Origin of the sequence: Aliisedimentitalea sp. MJ-SS2, from assembly GCF_032586155.1 — a bacterium.
Taxonomy (GTDB): domain Bacteria; phylum Pseudomonadota; class Alphaproteobacteria; order Rhodobacterales; family Rhodobacteraceae; genus JAWHTC01.
Window position 1 is genome coordinate 1040862 of the sequence record NZ_JAWHTC010000001.1, and the last position, 13247, is coordinate 1054108.

The 13247-nt window shown below is 58.8% G+C and carries 14 protein-coding genes and 2 tRNA genes; 7 read left to right on the forward strand and 9 right to left on the reverse strand.

Annotated features, from left to right (window positions below; translation table 11 throughout):
* The first annotated feature begins 84 nt into the window (after positions 1-84).
* The 7 genes from RXV86_RS05130 to RXV86_RS05160 all read left to right on the forward strand — a co-directional run bounded on the left by RXV86_RS05130 (position 85) and on the right by RXV86_RS05160 (position 5280).
* Positions 85-161 (forward strand) — tRNA-Pro (locus tag RXV86_RS05130).
* Between the two features lie 375 nt (positions 162-536).
* Positions 537-1505, forward strand: coding sequence for a phosphate/phosphite/phosphonate ABC transporter substrate-binding protein (gene phnD, locus RXV86_RS05135; protein ID WP_316298018.1), 969 nt, complete (start codon positions 537-539; stop codon positions 1503-1505).
* An 80-nt stretch (positions 1506-1585) separates the two neighbouring features.
* Entirely contained in the window at positions 1586-2392 is an 807-nt protein-coding gene (phnC, locus tag RXV86_RS05140; protein ID WP_316298020.1) for a phosphonate ABC transporter ATP-binding protein, read from the forward strand.
* Positions 2389-3198 carry a phosphonate ABC transporter, permease protein PhnE gene (phnE, locus tag RXV86_RS05145; RefSeq protein WP_316298021.1) on the forward strand — a complete coding sequence of 270 codons (810 nt, stop codon included), beginning with the start codon at positions 2389-2391 and terminating at the stop codon, positions 3196-3198. The genes phnC and phnE (RXV86_RS05145) overlap by 4 nt, the downstream gene beginning before the upstream one ends.
* Positions 3198-4010, forward strand: coding sequence for a phosphonate ABC transporter, permease protein PhnE (gene phnE / locus RXV86_RS05150; protein ID WP_316298023.1), 813 nt, complete (start codon positions 3198-3200; stop codon positions 4008-4010). The genes phnE (RXV86_RS05145) and phnE (RXV86_RS05150) overlap by 1 nt, the downstream gene beginning before the upstream one ends.
* Positions 4011-4083: 73 nt before the next feature.
* Positions 4084-4914, forward strand: coding sequence for an HAD-IIA family hydrolase (locus RXV86_RS05155; protein ID WP_316298024.1), 831 nt, complete (start codon positions 4084-4086; stop codon positions 4912-4914).
* Between the two features lie 219 nt (positions 4915-5133).
* Entirely contained in the window at positions 5134-5280 is a 147-nt protein-coding gene (locus tag RXV86_RS05160; protein WP_316298025.1) for a hypothetical protein, read from the forward strand.
* A 91-nt stretch (positions 5281-5371) separates the two neighbouring features.
* Here the strand turns inward: RXV86_RS05160 and RXV86_RS05165 are convergent, their stop codons facing one another.
* From RXV86_RS05165 to RXV86_RS05205, 9 genes are all read right to left on the reverse strand, one after another.
* Complete coding sequence (locus RXV86_RS05165) at positions 5372-5971, reverse strand: NapC/NirT family cytochrome c (RefSeq protein WP_316298027.1); 600 nt, start codon at positions 5969-5971, stop codon at positions 5372-5374.
* A gap of 119 nt (positions 5972-6090) precedes the next feature.
* Positions 6091-6516 (reverse strand): nitrate reductase cytochrome c-type subunit, encoded by a 426-nt coding sequence (locus RXV86_RS05170; protein WP_316298029.1) that lies wholly within the window; start codon positions 6514-6516, stop codon positions 6091-6093.
* A 31-nt stretch (positions 6517-6547) separates the two neighbouring features.
* Positions 6548-7504, reverse strand: a complete 957-nt coding sequence (gene napH, locus RXV86_RS05175) for a quinol dehydrogenase ferredoxin subunit NapH (RefSeq protein WP_316298030.1) — start codon at positions 7502-7504, stop codon at positions 6548-6550.
* Entirely contained in the window at positions 7501-8415 is a 915-nt protein-coding gene (napG, locus tag RXV86_RS05180; protein WP_316298032.1) for a ferredoxin-type protein NapG, read from the reverse strand. Before napG ends, napH begins: the two co-directional genes overlap by 4 nt.
* Before the next feature lie 116 nt (positions 8416-8531).
* Positions 8532-11066 carry a nitrate reductase catalytic subunit NapA gene (gene napA / locus RXV86_RS05185; protein WP_316298033.1) on the reverse strand — a complete coding sequence of 845 codons (2535 nt, stop codon included), beginning with the start codon at positions 11064-11066 and terminating at the stop codon, positions 8532-8534.
* Positions 11067-11144: 78 nt separating this feature from the next.
* Positions 11145-11372 carry a chaperone NapD gene (locus RXV86_RS05190; protein WP_316298035.1) on the reverse strand — a complete coding sequence of 76 codons (228 nt, stop codon included), beginning with the start codon at positions 11370-11372 and terminating at the stop codon, positions 11145-11147.
* On the reverse strand, positions 11369-11896 hold the full coding sequence (gene napF, locus RXV86_RS05195) for a ferredoxin-type protein NapF (RefSeq protein WP_316298036.1): 528 nt from the start codon (positions 11894-11896) through the stop codon (positions 11369-11371). The genes RXV86_RS05190 and napF overlap by 4 nt, the downstream gene beginning before the upstream one ends.
* 266 nt (positions 11897-12162) lie before the next feature.
* Positions 12163-12237: transfer RNA gene (locus tag RXV86_RS05200), tRNA-Asn, on the reverse strand.
* An 81-nt stretch (positions 12238-12318) separates the two neighbouring features.
* Positions 12319-13239: an MBL fold metallo-hydrolase gene (locus RXV86_RS05205; RefSeq protein ID WP_316298038.1), complete on the reverse strand. Its 921-nt coding sequence runs from the start codon at positions 13237-13239 to the stop codon at positions 12319-12321.
* Positions 13240-13247: the final 8 nt, after the last annotated feature.

Here is a 13247-nt window from a genome sequence, read left to right on the forward strand (position 1 = left end):
TTGACATGATTGAACGGCCCCGAAGAAATTCGGGGCCGTTTGCTGTTTACAAGGGTGATGCACACGGCTAGAGAGGCCTCGGTTCGGGACGTGGCGCAGTCTGGTAGCGCACCTGTTTTGGGTACAGGGGGTCGTAGGTTCGAATCCTGCCGTCCCGACCAAATTCCTTGAGATATGATAGAGGTTTGCCAATGAACCTGCATGTCATTGGTCAAACGGCAGGTCCTCAGGCTGGAACGGTCTTTGGCTGCGTAAGGCGTCAGCGACAGCTTTGCGGGACTTTCCCGACCTTCGTATTGACGGTGATAACTGGCGATGAAAGCCAGAAGCCGACACTGTTTCTCTAGGTGGCAAGTGCCTCTATCAAGCAGACACTGACCACCACAAAAAGTACGACGAAATATTCAGTTCTAAATGGCTGCGCCAGAACCATATGGTGCGAGCCACCCAAATGGTTCGGTCTTCAGAAAAGTTGCTCTGTGTCCTTTAAAGTGCAAAGCTCATTCTCACCAATACGAATAAAAGGGGAGTGTACCATGAACGTTTTTAAGGCGCTGATCGCATCGGTTTGCTCGATGCTCATTCTCGGGGCTCCGGCGTTTGCCGGATCGCACGAGGATTGCCACCGGGGCACATTGGATGATGCCTATTGCGACCGCAATCTCGACCAAACAGCTGATTTGCCGCTCGATCCGGCAGATTGGGTCGATCCGTCCACAATCATTTTCACCTATACACCGGTCGAAGATCCGGCGGTCTATGCCAATATTTGGCAGGGTTTCGTTGATCATATGGCCGAAGTCACCGGCCGCAAGGTTGTGTTTTTCCCGGTTCAGTCGAACGCGGCGCAATTGGAAGCTATGCGCTCAGGTCGTTTGCACGTAGCCGGCTTTAACACCGGTTCCAACCCGATTGCCGTCAGCTGCGCCGGCTTCGTGCCATTCGGAATGATGGCCTATGATGACGGCTCCTTCGGTTACGAGATGGAGATCATCGTTCCCGCAGACTCGCCGATGACATCGCCTGATCAGATCAAGGGCAAGACCATGGCCTTTACCTCGCCAACCTCTAACTCGGGTTTCAAGGCGCCTTCGGCAATCCTGAAAGGTGAGTTTGATCTGGTGGCCGAGCGTGATTTCACCCCGACTTATTCGGGCAAGCACGACAACTCGATTCTGGGCGTCTACAACGGCGACTACGAGGTTGCAGCCGTTGCCAACTCGGTTCTTCAGCGGATGATCCGCCGTGGGGTGATCGAAGAGGGTAAGATCCGCACGATCTACAAATCGCAGACCTTCCCGACCACCGGCTATGGCACTGCCCATAACCTGCACCCCGAACTGACCGCCAAGATTAAGACGGCATTCTGGACCTATGAGTGGGATGAGAACTTTAAGAAGGAGTTCAAGAAGGCTGATCGTTTCGTAGGCATCACCCACAAGTTCGACTGGGCGGTGATCCGTCAGATCGATACCGCCAATGGTGTGAGCTACGACTGCAAGTAATTTGCGGCGTCAATACAGGCTGGGCCCGTCGGACATGTCGGGCCCAGTGTTAATTCTATTGCTTTCAGGAAACACGACTAATGCTTCGCCTGCAAAACCTGTCCAAGCGCTACAAGACCGGCGATCTAGCTTTGAACAACGTTACGTTGGAAATACCGAATGGGCAGTTGGTCGCCCTGATCGGGCCGTCTGGTGCGGGGAAATCCACGCTGATTCGTTGTGTCAATCGGCTGGTTGATGCCACCGAAGGTACGATTCATTTGGGCGACCGAGAGATCACCGGACTATCCATGACGGAGCTGCGTAAGGCCCGGCGCAGAATGGGCATGATCTTTCAGGAATATGCCCTGGTCGAACGTCTGACTGTGATGGAGAACGTCCTGTCAGGCCGCCTTGGATATGTGAACTTCTGGCAAAGCCTTTGCAGGAAATTCCCAAAGGACAGTGTGCGCGAAGCCTATCACCTGCTTGATCGGGTGGGCCTGATGCATATGGCCGACAAAAGGGCCGATGAGCTCTCGGGCGGTCAGCGTCAACGCGTCGGCATCTGCCGTGCGCTGATCCAGCATCCCGAATTGTTGCTGGTAGATGAACCCACTGCCAGCCTCGATCCGAAAACCTCGCGTCAGATCATGCGGCTGATTAAGGAACTTTGCGAAGAACGCGGCCTCGCTGCGATCATCAACATTCACGATGTGGCCCTGGCGCAGATGTACTCGGAACGGGTAGTTGGTCTGAAACTGGGCGAGATCGTCTATGATGGGGCGCCGGATGGTCTGACGCCTGATGTTCTGACCCAGATCTACGGCCAGGAAGATTGGGAAGCCACCATTGAGGCGGTGGAGGGCGATGTCAGTGAGGTCGGCGATGGTGGGCAGGCCGCATGACTGATCCAATGACTAACTACGTCGATGACTGGAAGAAACCGCCGTTCATCAAAAGCTCGTTGCTGCGCTGGCTGATCTATCTCGCGACGGTGACCTATTTCACCCTCGCCCTTTGGTCGATGGACGTGAACTGGCCCCGCGTCGTTGAAGGCATTCCGCGCGGCATGGAAATGCTAAGCAAGTTTTTCCCGCCCGATCTAAGTGATTCACGCGGCGTCATTCTGGATGGCATAATGGAAAGCATCTGGATGGCGGTGATCTCGACTATCGGGGGCATCCTGCTGTCGGTCCCCATCGGGCTGGGCGCAGCTCGCAACCTGGCGCCAAGTTGGGTCTATTTTTTCTGCCGTGGCATCATCGCGGTTTCAAGAACCTTCCCAGAGGTCATCCTGGCAATTTTCGCGGTGAAATTCTTTGGCTTCGGCCCATTTGCCGGGTTCGTGGCGCTGTCCATCGGCACGATCGGGTTTTTCGCCAAGCTTCTGGCCGAAGACATCGAGAACATGAGCAAATCCCAGGCCGAGGCGGTCAGGGCCACCGGAGCGAGCTGGCTGCAATGGATCAACTATGCGATTCAGCCGCAGGTTATGCCACGGATGATCGGCCTGTCGCTTTACCGGCTGGACATCAATTTCCGCGAAAGCGCAGTTGTCGGCATCGTCGGTGCCGGAGGAATCGGCGCTCACCTTCTGACCTCGGTGCAACGTTATGAATATGCCACCACGGCGACAGTCCTGTTCGCCATCATCGCGATTGTCATTTCGCTGGAATACTCCTCTGGTTACCTAAGAAAGTGGGTACAGTAATGCCATTGATCGAGACAAATGACGGGCCGGTCTGGCGTCGGCGCACCCCGTTGAAGCAATGGCTAATTTGGGCGGCTTGGCTGATTGGTATTTGCATTGCGGCCTATGCCTGGAACTTGATATCGGAAAAGACCATCTGGATGTTTGTTTGGGACGCACCAAGGCAGATGACCGATATCGGCGCTCGAATGTTCCCGCCTGATTGGGACTATCTTGCTAAACTATGGAAACCGGTCTGGGATACGCTTAACATTGCTACGATTGGCACGGCCATCGCGATGATCCTTGCCGTGCCCATAGCCTTTCTAGCCGCGCATAACACGACACCACACAAATCCGTGCGCGCGGTCATGCTCTTCATCATCGTCGGCACACGGTCGGTCAACTCGTTGATTTGGGCGCTATTGCTTGTGGTCATTGTCGGCCCCGGTGTGCTGGCGGGAACAATCGCCATCGGGTTCCGCTCGATCGGCGGCTGCTCCAAGCTGATTTACGAGGCCATCGAGGAGATCGACCAAACCCAGGTTGAAGCGATCGAGGCGACAGGGGGATCGCGAGCGCAGCAGATGATTTACGGTATCGTGCCCCAGATTCTGCCCACGATCGCCGGTGTTGGTGTGTTCCGCTGGGACATCAACGTACGTGGTTCGACCATTCTTGGCATCGTCGGCGCTGGCGGGATCGGTGTGCAGCTGAATGCCTCGATCAATGTTCTGGCCTGGACGCAGGTTTCGATGATCCTGCTGGTCATCCTCGGTACCGTGTTCCTCTCAGAGTTCATTTCGGCCAAGGTGCGCGGAGCCATTATCTGAGATGGCGACCCGGGATGCAAACTGGGCGGTCCGACAATATGAGGCCATACGCCCGCTTCTGCCCAAGACCGAAATGTCTTCGACGTCGGAACAGGCGGCCAATCTTGGAGATCTGGCGGACAGGTTCGACGCCTTCCTGCTGGATGCGTTTGGCGTCCTCAACATTGGTAACTCCGCGATTGCTGGCGCCCCTGAGCGTGTGAAGTTGTTGCAGGACTTGGGAAAACGCGTGCTCGTGCTGACCAACGGCGCGACATTTCCTGCCGAACAATCGCTTCAGAAGTTCTTCGACCTTGGCTTTGAATTCAGCCTGACCGACATCGTGTCGAGCCGCGAAGCGCTTAACAAAGCGCTTAAGATTCGGTATCAAACCGGCTTCTGGGGGGCGATGGCGGCTGCGGGCTCACAGCTTGAAACCCTTGGTGTGCGCTGTCAAAAACTCGGGATTGAGCGCTCGGTGTACGACGCAGCTTCCGGGTTTTTGCTGCTTTCAACCGCAGAATGGACTGATGATCAACAGTCCCATTTGCTCGACAGTCTCAAAGAAAACCCGCGTCCGGTTCTGGTGGGAAATCCAGATATCGTTGCACCACGAGAACAGGGGTTAACCTTGGAGCCAGGGTTTTTCGCCTATGAATTGAACAGACAGCTTAACATCCGTCCGCATTTCTTCGGCAAGCCATATGGCAACGTGTATGACCTGGCATTGTCCAACCTGCCCGACGTCGACCTTTCGCGGGTTCTAATGGTCGGGGATACGTTGCACACTGACATACTGGGAGGCGCCGCTTACGGTTTCCGCACCGCCCTGGTAACCGATCACGGGTTGTTTTCCGGTCGCAAAGTTGCTCCTTACATACAACAAACCGGCATCGTGCCAGACTACGTCGTACCTACGATATGAACGTCAATAAGCCAGACTGGCTATTTCTTCGTCCTCGACCACGGTCGAACCTTGTTGTCCACGAGAGTTGATGAAAATCGCTGGGGCACAAGATCTGGCTGCTCAGCCACTGAAGGTGATATGTAATCTGTAAGACAGCCTCGTCATGCTCGCACAAGCCCACATTTATTTACTTCTGCCAACATTCGAGCAATAGTCGCCAACGGCCGTTTTTTTCTCATGGAGGCGATTTCTGCAACCGACGCGATGGTCTGGTTGGGGCTCAAAGCGGTCCTTGGGGGTGGGGCCATGGCGAAATCGGTGATCGTTGGCCGTCGGGTAGTGTCCGATCAACCCGGCAGCTATCTGTACGGTTCCGCGACTTAAAACACCCTAAAACGCAGACGCGGCGCAGGTGCCAGGGTTTGGGCTGACACATGCGCCGCGCTGAGAGGGCCGGAGCCGCACGCATGACGCGTTACTGCTGGCCTTCAATTTCCGCCGCGATGGCCTCGTAGGCTTCTTTGGCGCCTGCGGGTAGGCGGTGAGCGATGCCCTGGTGGCAGTCGATACAGGTCTTGCCTTCGTCAAACGCTTCTTCGTGGCGATCGGCGCTGCGCGATTGCTGGGCGCCAAAATCCATCGAGAACTCATCATGGCAGTTGCGGCATTCCCGCGAGTCGGTTTTTTTCATCGCACGCCAGACATTCGACGCCAGGTGGATGCGTTTTTCCTCGAACTTCTCGGGGGTGTCGATGCTGCCCATGGCCTTGTGATAAAGCTCGCGGGTGGCTTGGACCTTGCGGATCATCTTGTGGGTCCAGTCTTTGGGTACGTGACAATCAGAGCAGACCGCGCGCACGCCCGAGCGGTTATAGTAGTGGATCGTCTCGGTATATTCCTCGTACACGTTGGCTTCCATCTCGTGGCACGAGATACAGAAGGTTTCGGTGTTGGTGGCCTCGACCGCCCAGTTGAAGCCGCCCCAGAACAGCACACCACAGATGCCGCCCACGATGAAAAGGAGCGGTATGCCGAATATGGCCCGGCGGCGGGTCTTGCCTGTGTCTGCGCTCATTGTCGTTTCCTTCGGTCCGTTACACGTCTTTTTCGGGCAAGGCGGATGTCACACCGCCCTGCGATTTTCAATTCAGGAATGCGGGCCGACGGCCCGCCTCCTGCCGGTAGTTGTACCGATCAGTTGTCGCCTTCGAAAAGGTTCTCAACCAGCGGTTCGGCGTCAACCTGCGGCACATGGCACTGGTTGCAGAAGTAGCGACGCATGCTCATTTCCTGCATGACGTTGCCTTCCATGTCCAGATAGTGGCTGTCACCCAGTTTGGGGGCCTTTTCCTTTTCAAAGGTTTCGGTCGAGTGGCAGTTCAGGCAGGTGTTTTCCTGCAGTACGATCCGGTCATTGTCGGTCTTGTGCGGAACGGCCGGGGGCTGCAGTTTCCACGCGCGTTTGAAGCCGCCGGTGGCATAGACTTCGTCCTTGCGGTCGAACTGCTGGGCATCTGCCGACAGTTCGCTGTCGCCGCGCAGCGACTTGACTTCGGCCGTGGCCATGGGCGCGGTCAACATTAGCCCAAGTGCAACTGCCGTCAGGGTGATCTTTTTCATGGGTTTCATCGCTTCCTCCAAGGATTAGATATCAAGCAACTTTAGTCTCTTCAGTTTCGGTCGGTTCGGATTGCGGGGTCTCGGCGCTGGTATTGGTATTGTGAGCGTCGAGTGGGTGAGGGGCTGTGAAGGCCCGATTACGCAGGCCAAAGGCGTAGACGTCATGCGGGCATATATCGATGCAGCGGCCGCAATTGGTGCAGGCGCCAGACAGGATGACGGGAATTCCGTCGGGGGCGCTTTTGACCGCGGGCGGGATGACCTGCAATTCGGGGCAGACCTCGTAGCATTCCATGCAGTCGTCGCATTTGTCGCGGCCATCTGCGCGCACCCGGATCAGGCTTCGTGCGCCCAGGAGCGAGTAGAAGGCGCCCATCGGGCAGAGGTGGCCGCACCAGCCGCGCTTGGCGACCAGCAGGTCGAAGGCGAAGATGCCGATAAGGACGACCCAGCCCAGCCCCATACCGAAGACCAAGCCGCGAAAGATGATCGAGACCGGGTTGATCAGTTCATAAGCCAATGTGCCGGTGACAGCCGCAAGCGCCACGGTCAGCGCCAGCATCCAGTAACGAGTGGAGAGCTTCAGTTTCGAACTGCCCTTTAGGTCGAGCTTGCGCCGGCCCCAGAGGGCCGCATCAGTGACGATATTGACCGGGCAGACCCAGGAACAATAGACCCGTCCACCGACGAGGAAATAGAACACGGCAACGATAGCCGCGCCGATGATCACCGCCGATGAGAGGCCGGTAAAGCCCGCCGCCAGCATCTGGATGAACAGGAGCGGCTCGGTCAGCGGTATGAAATCGAACACCAGGCTGGAGGCCAGATTGCCCTTGAGGATGTAGAGCCCGGCCCACGGGCCAAGCAGGAACAGGGCCAGCGTTCCGATCTGGGTCGAACGGCGCAGGATCAGGAACTTGTGGGCCTTGAACCAGCCCTTTTCCTCGATGGCGTCTTTGCCGAGGTTCCTGAGGGGCGTGACGGTCATTTTGCCTCCTCCAGTCCACGGTTAAGTGTATCGAGCGGGTTCGAGGAGAACGGAGTGCCGTCCATCGCCGCATCCGGCGAGGTGATCGCGCCTGCGGCCTCGGGGTTGTCGAAGACCAGGCCACGGCCGCCATGGTCGTATTGCACCCCTTCGGGCAGGTTATAGCGGTGTTCGGTGTCCGGCGTGACGAGGGAACCACCGGCCTCTTGCTGTTTTTCCCATCCCAGCCGGTAGTGTTCTCCAAGCTGACCCTTGGCGATGCGCATAGGCAGCACCTTGATCGCGGCCTCTTCGAGGATGCAGGCTTTTTCGCACAGACCACAGCCGGTGCAGGCATCTGAATGTACCACAGGGATAAACAGCGCGTGTTTGCCCGAGCGGACGTTGGCTTGGTAGTCCAGTGAAATCGCGTCGCCGCGTACCGGACAGATGTTGAAGCAGACCTCGCAGCGCAGGCCCTGGAATGCGATGCAGGCCTCCTGGTCGACGACCACGGCAAGGCCCATGCGGCTTTCGGTGATGTCGGTCATGCCAGGGTCGAGTGCGCCGGTGGGGCAGTTGGGGACGCAAGGTACATCCTCGCACATTTCACAGGGCCCGGTGCGGGCCGTGAAATAGGGGGTGCCGGTGGCAACGTCGCTGCCCAGTTCGGACAGTTTGAGAATATCATAGGGGCAGTCGCGCACGCAGATGCCACAGCGGGTGCAGGCAGCCAGGAATTCATCCTCGGCCAGCGCGCCGGGCGGGCGGATCGCGTTCTCGGGCAGGGCGCGGGCCCTGTCTGCATAGAGCCCCACACCAAAGCCGAACAGGCCCACGGTGCAGGCGGTTTTGCCCATGTCAGCCAATGCCCGGCGGCGTGTCACCGGGTTGGCCCAAGGGTTCTTGTTGTTTTGGCTCGTGGCAGTCATTGCCGTATTCCAGTGGTCCGATCAGTCTTGTCTCGGGGTCCGGGAGTGGGCCTCGGGGGTGCCCCCCGCCCGCAGGGAGGATTGCGGGCGGGGCGCGTTTTCAAGAGATGCGTGGATCAGGCCTTTTCGACCTTGCAGGCGCACTTCTTGTAGTCGGTCTCTTTCGACAGCGGGTCGGTGGCATCAAGCGTCAGCTTGTTGACCAGACGGCTGGCGTCGAACCATGGCACGAACACGAGGCCCTTGGGCGGCCGGTTCCGGCCGCGGGTTTCGACCCGGGTGACGATCTCGCCGCGACGGGTCGAGATCTTGACCTTGGAGCCGTCCCGCAGCTTGCGTTTGCGGGCGTCGTCCTTGTGCATGTAGAGCACGGCGTCCGGCACGGCGCGATAGAGCTCGGGCACGCGGCGGGTCATCGACCCCGAGTGCCAGTGTTCCAGCACACGACCGGTGCAGAGCCAGAGGTCGAACTCGTCATCCGGGGCTTCTGCTGCCGGTTCGAACGGTGCGAAGATGATGTTCGCCCGGCCGTCCGGCTTGCCGTAGAAGTTGACGGTGTTCTCGTCGCCTTCGACATGCGGGTCATAGCCGCCGCGGAAGCGCCACAGCGTTTCCTTGCCGTCGATCACTGGCCAGCGCAGGCCGCGGGCCTTGTGATAGGCATCGAACTCGGCCATTTCGTGACCTTTCTTCGGAATGCCTTCGATCGAGTTGAACTGGCGGTACTCTTCGAACATGCCCTTCTGGACGTAGAAGCCGAAATCCGCACTCTCGTGGTTGTCGTATTCGTTGCCACGATCGTCCATGATCTTGCCGTCGAACGGGAACTTGTCGATCTCGCCATTGGCATAGAGCACATCGTAAAGCGTCTTGCCGGCGTATTCAGATTGGGCCACCAGCTCGGCGGGCCAGACGTCGTCGACCTTGACGTATTTCGAGAACTCCATGATCTGCCACATGTCCGATTTGGACTCGCCCGGTGCGGCAACCTGTTCGCGCCAGAACTGGGTCCGGCGTTCGGCGTTGCCATAGGCACCTTCCTTCTCGGCCCACATGGCGGTGGGCAGGATCAGGTCGGCCGCCATGGCCGAAACGGTCGGGTAGGGGTCCGACACGGTGACGAAGTTGTCGGGGTTGCGCCAGCCGGGCAGGCTTTCCTCGTTCATGTTGGCTGCGGCCTGCATGTTGTTATTACACATCACCCAGAAGCAGTTCATCACGCTGTCCTTGAGCGCCCGGTGCATGGCAACCGCGTGGATGAGCGTCGGGCCCTCATCCGATTTCGGACCCAGGATCGTGCCGGCAGGCAGTTTCCAGATCTTCTCGGCATAAGCGCGGTGCGCGTCTTTGGCGACCACCAGGTCTGCAGGCAGGCGGTGGGTGAAGGTGCCCACTTCGCGTGCGGTACCGCAGGCCGAAGGTTGACCTGTGAGCGAGAACGGGCCATTGCCGGGTTCCGAGATTTTGCCCGTCAGCAGGTGGATATTGTAGACGTTGCCGTTGACCCAGACACCGCGGGTGTGCTGGTTGAAGCCCATGGTCCAGTACGAGACGACCTTTTTATTTGGGTCGGCATAGACTTGGGCCAGCTTTTCAAGCTGGTCGGCCGGCACGCCCGACAGTTCGGCTGTGTATTCCAGCGTGTAGGGCGACACCGCTTCGGCAAACTCCTCGAAGGTCATATCGCTCATCGCGCCCTTGTTGGGGTTCGCGGCTGCCTTCTGCAGCGGGTGCGAGTCGCGCAACCCGTAACCGATATCCGTGGTGGCGCGTTTGAAGTTGGTGTGGTTCTTGACGAACTCCTCGTTATACGCCTTGTTCTGGATGATGTAGTTGGCGATGTAGTTGGTGATCGCCAAGTCGGTTTGCGGCGTGAAGGTCATGGAGTTGTCGGACAGTTCGTAGCAGCGATGCTCGAATGTCGACAGGACATGCACTTCGCAGCCCGGTTTCGTCAAACGCGTGTTGGTCAGACGCGACCACAGGATTGGGTGCATCTCGGCCATGTTGGCGCCCCAGAGCACAAACGCATCGGCATGCTCAAGGTCGTCATAGCATCCCATCGGTTCGTCGATACCGAAGGCGCGCATGAAGGCACCCACGGCCGAGGCCATGCAGTGACGCGCGTTGGGTTCAAGCGAGTTCGAGCGGAACCCGGCCTTAAGGAGTTTCGAGGCGGCATAGCCTTCCCACACCGTCCATTGGCCGGAACCGAACATGCCAACACCCTTGGGCCCTTTGGCCTTGCGGGCGGCGACCCATTTGTCGGCCATGGTCTGGAAAGCTTCTTCCCAGCTGACCTCGGTGAAGTCGCCGTTCTTGTCGAACTTGCCGTCCGTCTTGCGCAGAAGCGGTGTGGTCAGGCGGTCCTTGCCATACATGATCTTGGTCAGGAAATAACCCTTGATGCAGTTCAGGCCCCGGTTCACGGGGGCGTCCGGGTCACCCTGGGTGGCGACAACCTTGCCGTCCTTGACGCCGACCAGCACGCTGCAGCCGGTGCCGCAGAAGCGGCAGGCTGTCTTGTCCCATCTGATCCCGTCATCGGCGTCCTGCGCCACGGCGGCCCCCGAAGGGAGGGTTACACCGGCGGTTGCCGCGGCGGCGGCGACCGCATTTGCCTTGATGAAGTCACGGCGATTAAGTGACATGGTTGCTTCTCCTTGACCTTCAAAATTGGATTTGTTGGTTTCTTTGTTATTGCTCAGCTGTTTTTCGTACGTTTCGTTCTATTCGGTGTATTCGTAGACCAGCGCGGTGTTGATCACGCCGTCGATCGAGTGGAACCCCATGATTGTGTCGCTGCAAAAAGCGCGTTCCGGATGATCGACGGTGACCACCAGCTTGCCTTTCGGGTCGCTGGCATGGACCTCGACCGCTTCCAGCGCGGCCACTTCAGTTTCCACTGCGGCCGCCTTTTCCGGTTTCGAGTAGATGACAAGACTGCAGATCGTCATGCGCATTCCTTTCGGTCTGCCGGGGCGATTTGCCCGGGTTGGGTGATACTGAGCGCCCCTTGCGGGCAACGCGTGGCGCAGGCGCCACAGCCAGTGCAACGGGCGGTGTCGATGAAGATATCGCTGCGCCCGCCTAGGGCTGGACGGAAGCGAATAGCGTCCTCGTCACACCAGCTTTCGCAGGCGCGGCAGGACACGGCGTGGTATTCGAGGCAAGTGTCCGCAACGGCGGCCCGGACCGGCCAGGCATCTTCGGGCGCGCGGGTTTCTGCGAATGCCGATGCTTCGCAGGCCTCGGCGCAGGCACCGCAGAAGGTGCATTGCGCCTTGGCGAAGTTCACTTCCGGGTAGCCTCCCCGCCCTTGCACCAGGATTTTCTGGGGGCAGGCGGCGATGCACTTGCTGCACGCCGTGCAGGCATCGAGGAACAACTCTTCGGGATGCGAGAAGGGCGGCCGAATTTTTGATCCACCACCGCCGAACCTGCTGAACAGATCACGGCGCGAAAGTGGTGTTTGGCCCATGGATTCTTCTCCTGGGGGGAGAGGTAGACCCGTGGAAGAGGAGCAAACTTAACAAAAATCAAGTTAGCGGAAACAAAGTCAGCTTCTTTTCTCGCGATAATGGTGAGTGGGCTCTTTGGTCGCACGCAGGGCCTCTGAAACCGTGCCGGCGTCTCCCGCGCGGGCGTTCTATTGATCCGGCTTCTGTTGGCGTCAGGACCGGGGTGAGTCCACGTCGTGAAAGCGCAAAAAAGCCCTCCAAGGTTCTCACCTTGAAGGGCTTTTTATGGCTCCGGCGGTAGGGATCGAACCTACGACCAATTGATTAACAGTCAACTGCTCTACCGCTGAGCTACGCCGGAACTGTGCGGCGTCATATAGCAACCGCATCTCGCGCCGTCCAGAAGATTTTCACCCATTGGGAAGGGTTTTTTGTGCCCGGTTCAGATCAGGCGGAATTCGGCATCGGCAGACAGGCGGGGGGACGAAGAAACGCGCCTTTTCAACGTTAAATCAACGAGATGAGCGAAGACATTGCGGGTGGCGGCACCGATCAGGGCTGCGGGCACATCGGTATAGATGCTTGTGGCAAGCGCATAGGCCGTGGCCGGGCCGTCGGACAGGCGGGTGAGAATCTCGGCCTCGCGGGCATTGCGGTGCGAAATCAACCAGTCGAGCCGCCCGGCCGGGTCGGCAATAGGGGCACCATGGCCGGAATGGAAGACGCGCCATTTTCGGCGTTGCAGCCGGGCGCAGGAGGCCATGAAATCGGTCAGGTCCCCATCCGGAGGCGAGACCAGCGAACTGGCCCAGCCCATAACGTGATCGCCGCAAAACAGTGCGTTGTCCCATTCGAAGCTGAGGTGGTTGCCGTAGTGGCCGGGCGTGTGAATGGCGCGCAGCGACCAGCCGTCCCCGTCAACGGTTTCTCCATCGGTGAGTGTGATGTCGGGGTGAAAGGCGGCATCAACCCCTTCGCCGCCACCAGCCAACCCGCCAGCCGCCAGTTGTTGCATGACCTCGGAGCGACCGGCCTGCCAGTCGCCCAGGGCGAGGACCGGGGCTCCGCTGGCCTTGGACAGAGCGCGCGTCAGAGGGGAATGGTCGACATGGGAATGGGTGACAAAGATATGGGTGATCTCCTGCCCCGGTTGTACCGCGTCGAGAATCGCCTGCAGGTGCGACGCGTTTTCCGGGCCGGGGTCAATCACCGCAAGCCCGTGGTCGCCCAGGATATAGGTGTTGGTGCCGCGATAAGTCATCGGCGACGGGTTGGGGCAGAGCACCCGGCGCAGGCCGGGCTCAAGCACCATTGCCGCACCAGTCGGCGGGTTGAAATCGTCGGGAGGCAGGGGGGAGGACATGCGCGCTC

Excerpts from the sequence above, each read along its gene's own strand:
- phnE (WP_316298021.1), top strand. The coding sequence starts at position 2,389 with ATGACTGATCCAATGACTAACTACGTCGATGACTGGAAGAAACCGCCG.
- RXV86_RS05155 (WP_316298024.1), top strand. The coding sequence starts at position 4,084 with ATGTCTTCGACGTCGGAACAGGCGGCCAATCTTGGAGATCTGGCGGAC.
- RXV86_RS05170 (WP_316298029.1), bottom strand. The coding sequence starts at position 6,516 with ATGAAAAAGATCACCCTGACGGCAGTTGCACTTGGGCTAATGTTGACC.
- phnD (WP_316298018.1), top strand. The coding sequence starts at position 537 with ATGAACGTTTTTAAGGCGCTGATCGCATCGGTTTGCTCGATGCTCATT.
- RXV86_RS05205 (WP_316298038.1), bottom strand. The coding sequence starts at position 13,239 with ATGTCCTCCCCCCTGCCTCCCGACGATTTCAACCCGCCGACTGGTGCG.
- napA (WP_316298033.1), bottom strand. The coding sequence starts at position 11,066 with ATGTCACTTAATCGCCGTGACTTCATCAAGGCAAATGCGGTCGCCGCC.
- RXV86_RS05160 (WP_316298025.1), top strand. The coding sequence starts at position 5,134 with ATGGAGGCGATTTCTGCAACCGACGCGATGGTCTGGTTGGGGCTCAAA.
- napG (WP_316298032.1), bottom strand. The coding sequence starts at position 8,415 with ATGACTGCCACGAGCCAAAACAACAAGAACCCTTGGGCCAACCCGGTG.
- phnE (WP_316298023.1), top strand. The coding sequence starts at position 3,198 with ATGCCATTGATCGAGACAAATGACGGGCCGGTCTGGCGTCGGCGCACC.
- RXV86_RS05165 (WP_316298027.1), bottom strand. The coding sequence starts at position 5,971 with ATGAGCGCAGACACAGGCAAGACCCGCCGCCGGGCCATATTCGGCATA.
- napH (WP_316298030.1), bottom strand. The coding sequence starts at position 7,504 with ATGACCGTCACGCCCCTCAGGAACCTCGGCAAAGACGCCATCGAGGAA.
- napF (WP_316298036.1), bottom strand. The coding sequence starts at position 11,896 with ATGGGCCAAACACCACTTTCGCGCCGTGATCTGTTCAGCAGGTTCGGC.
- phnC (WP_316298020.1), top strand. The coding sequence starts at position 1,586 with ATGCTTCGCCTGCAAAACCTGTCCAAGCGCTACAAGACCGGCGATCTA.
- RXV86_RS05190 (WP_316298035.1), bottom strand. The coding sequence starts at position 11,372 with ATGACGATCTGCAGTCTTGTCATCTACTCGAAACCGGAAAAGGCGGCC.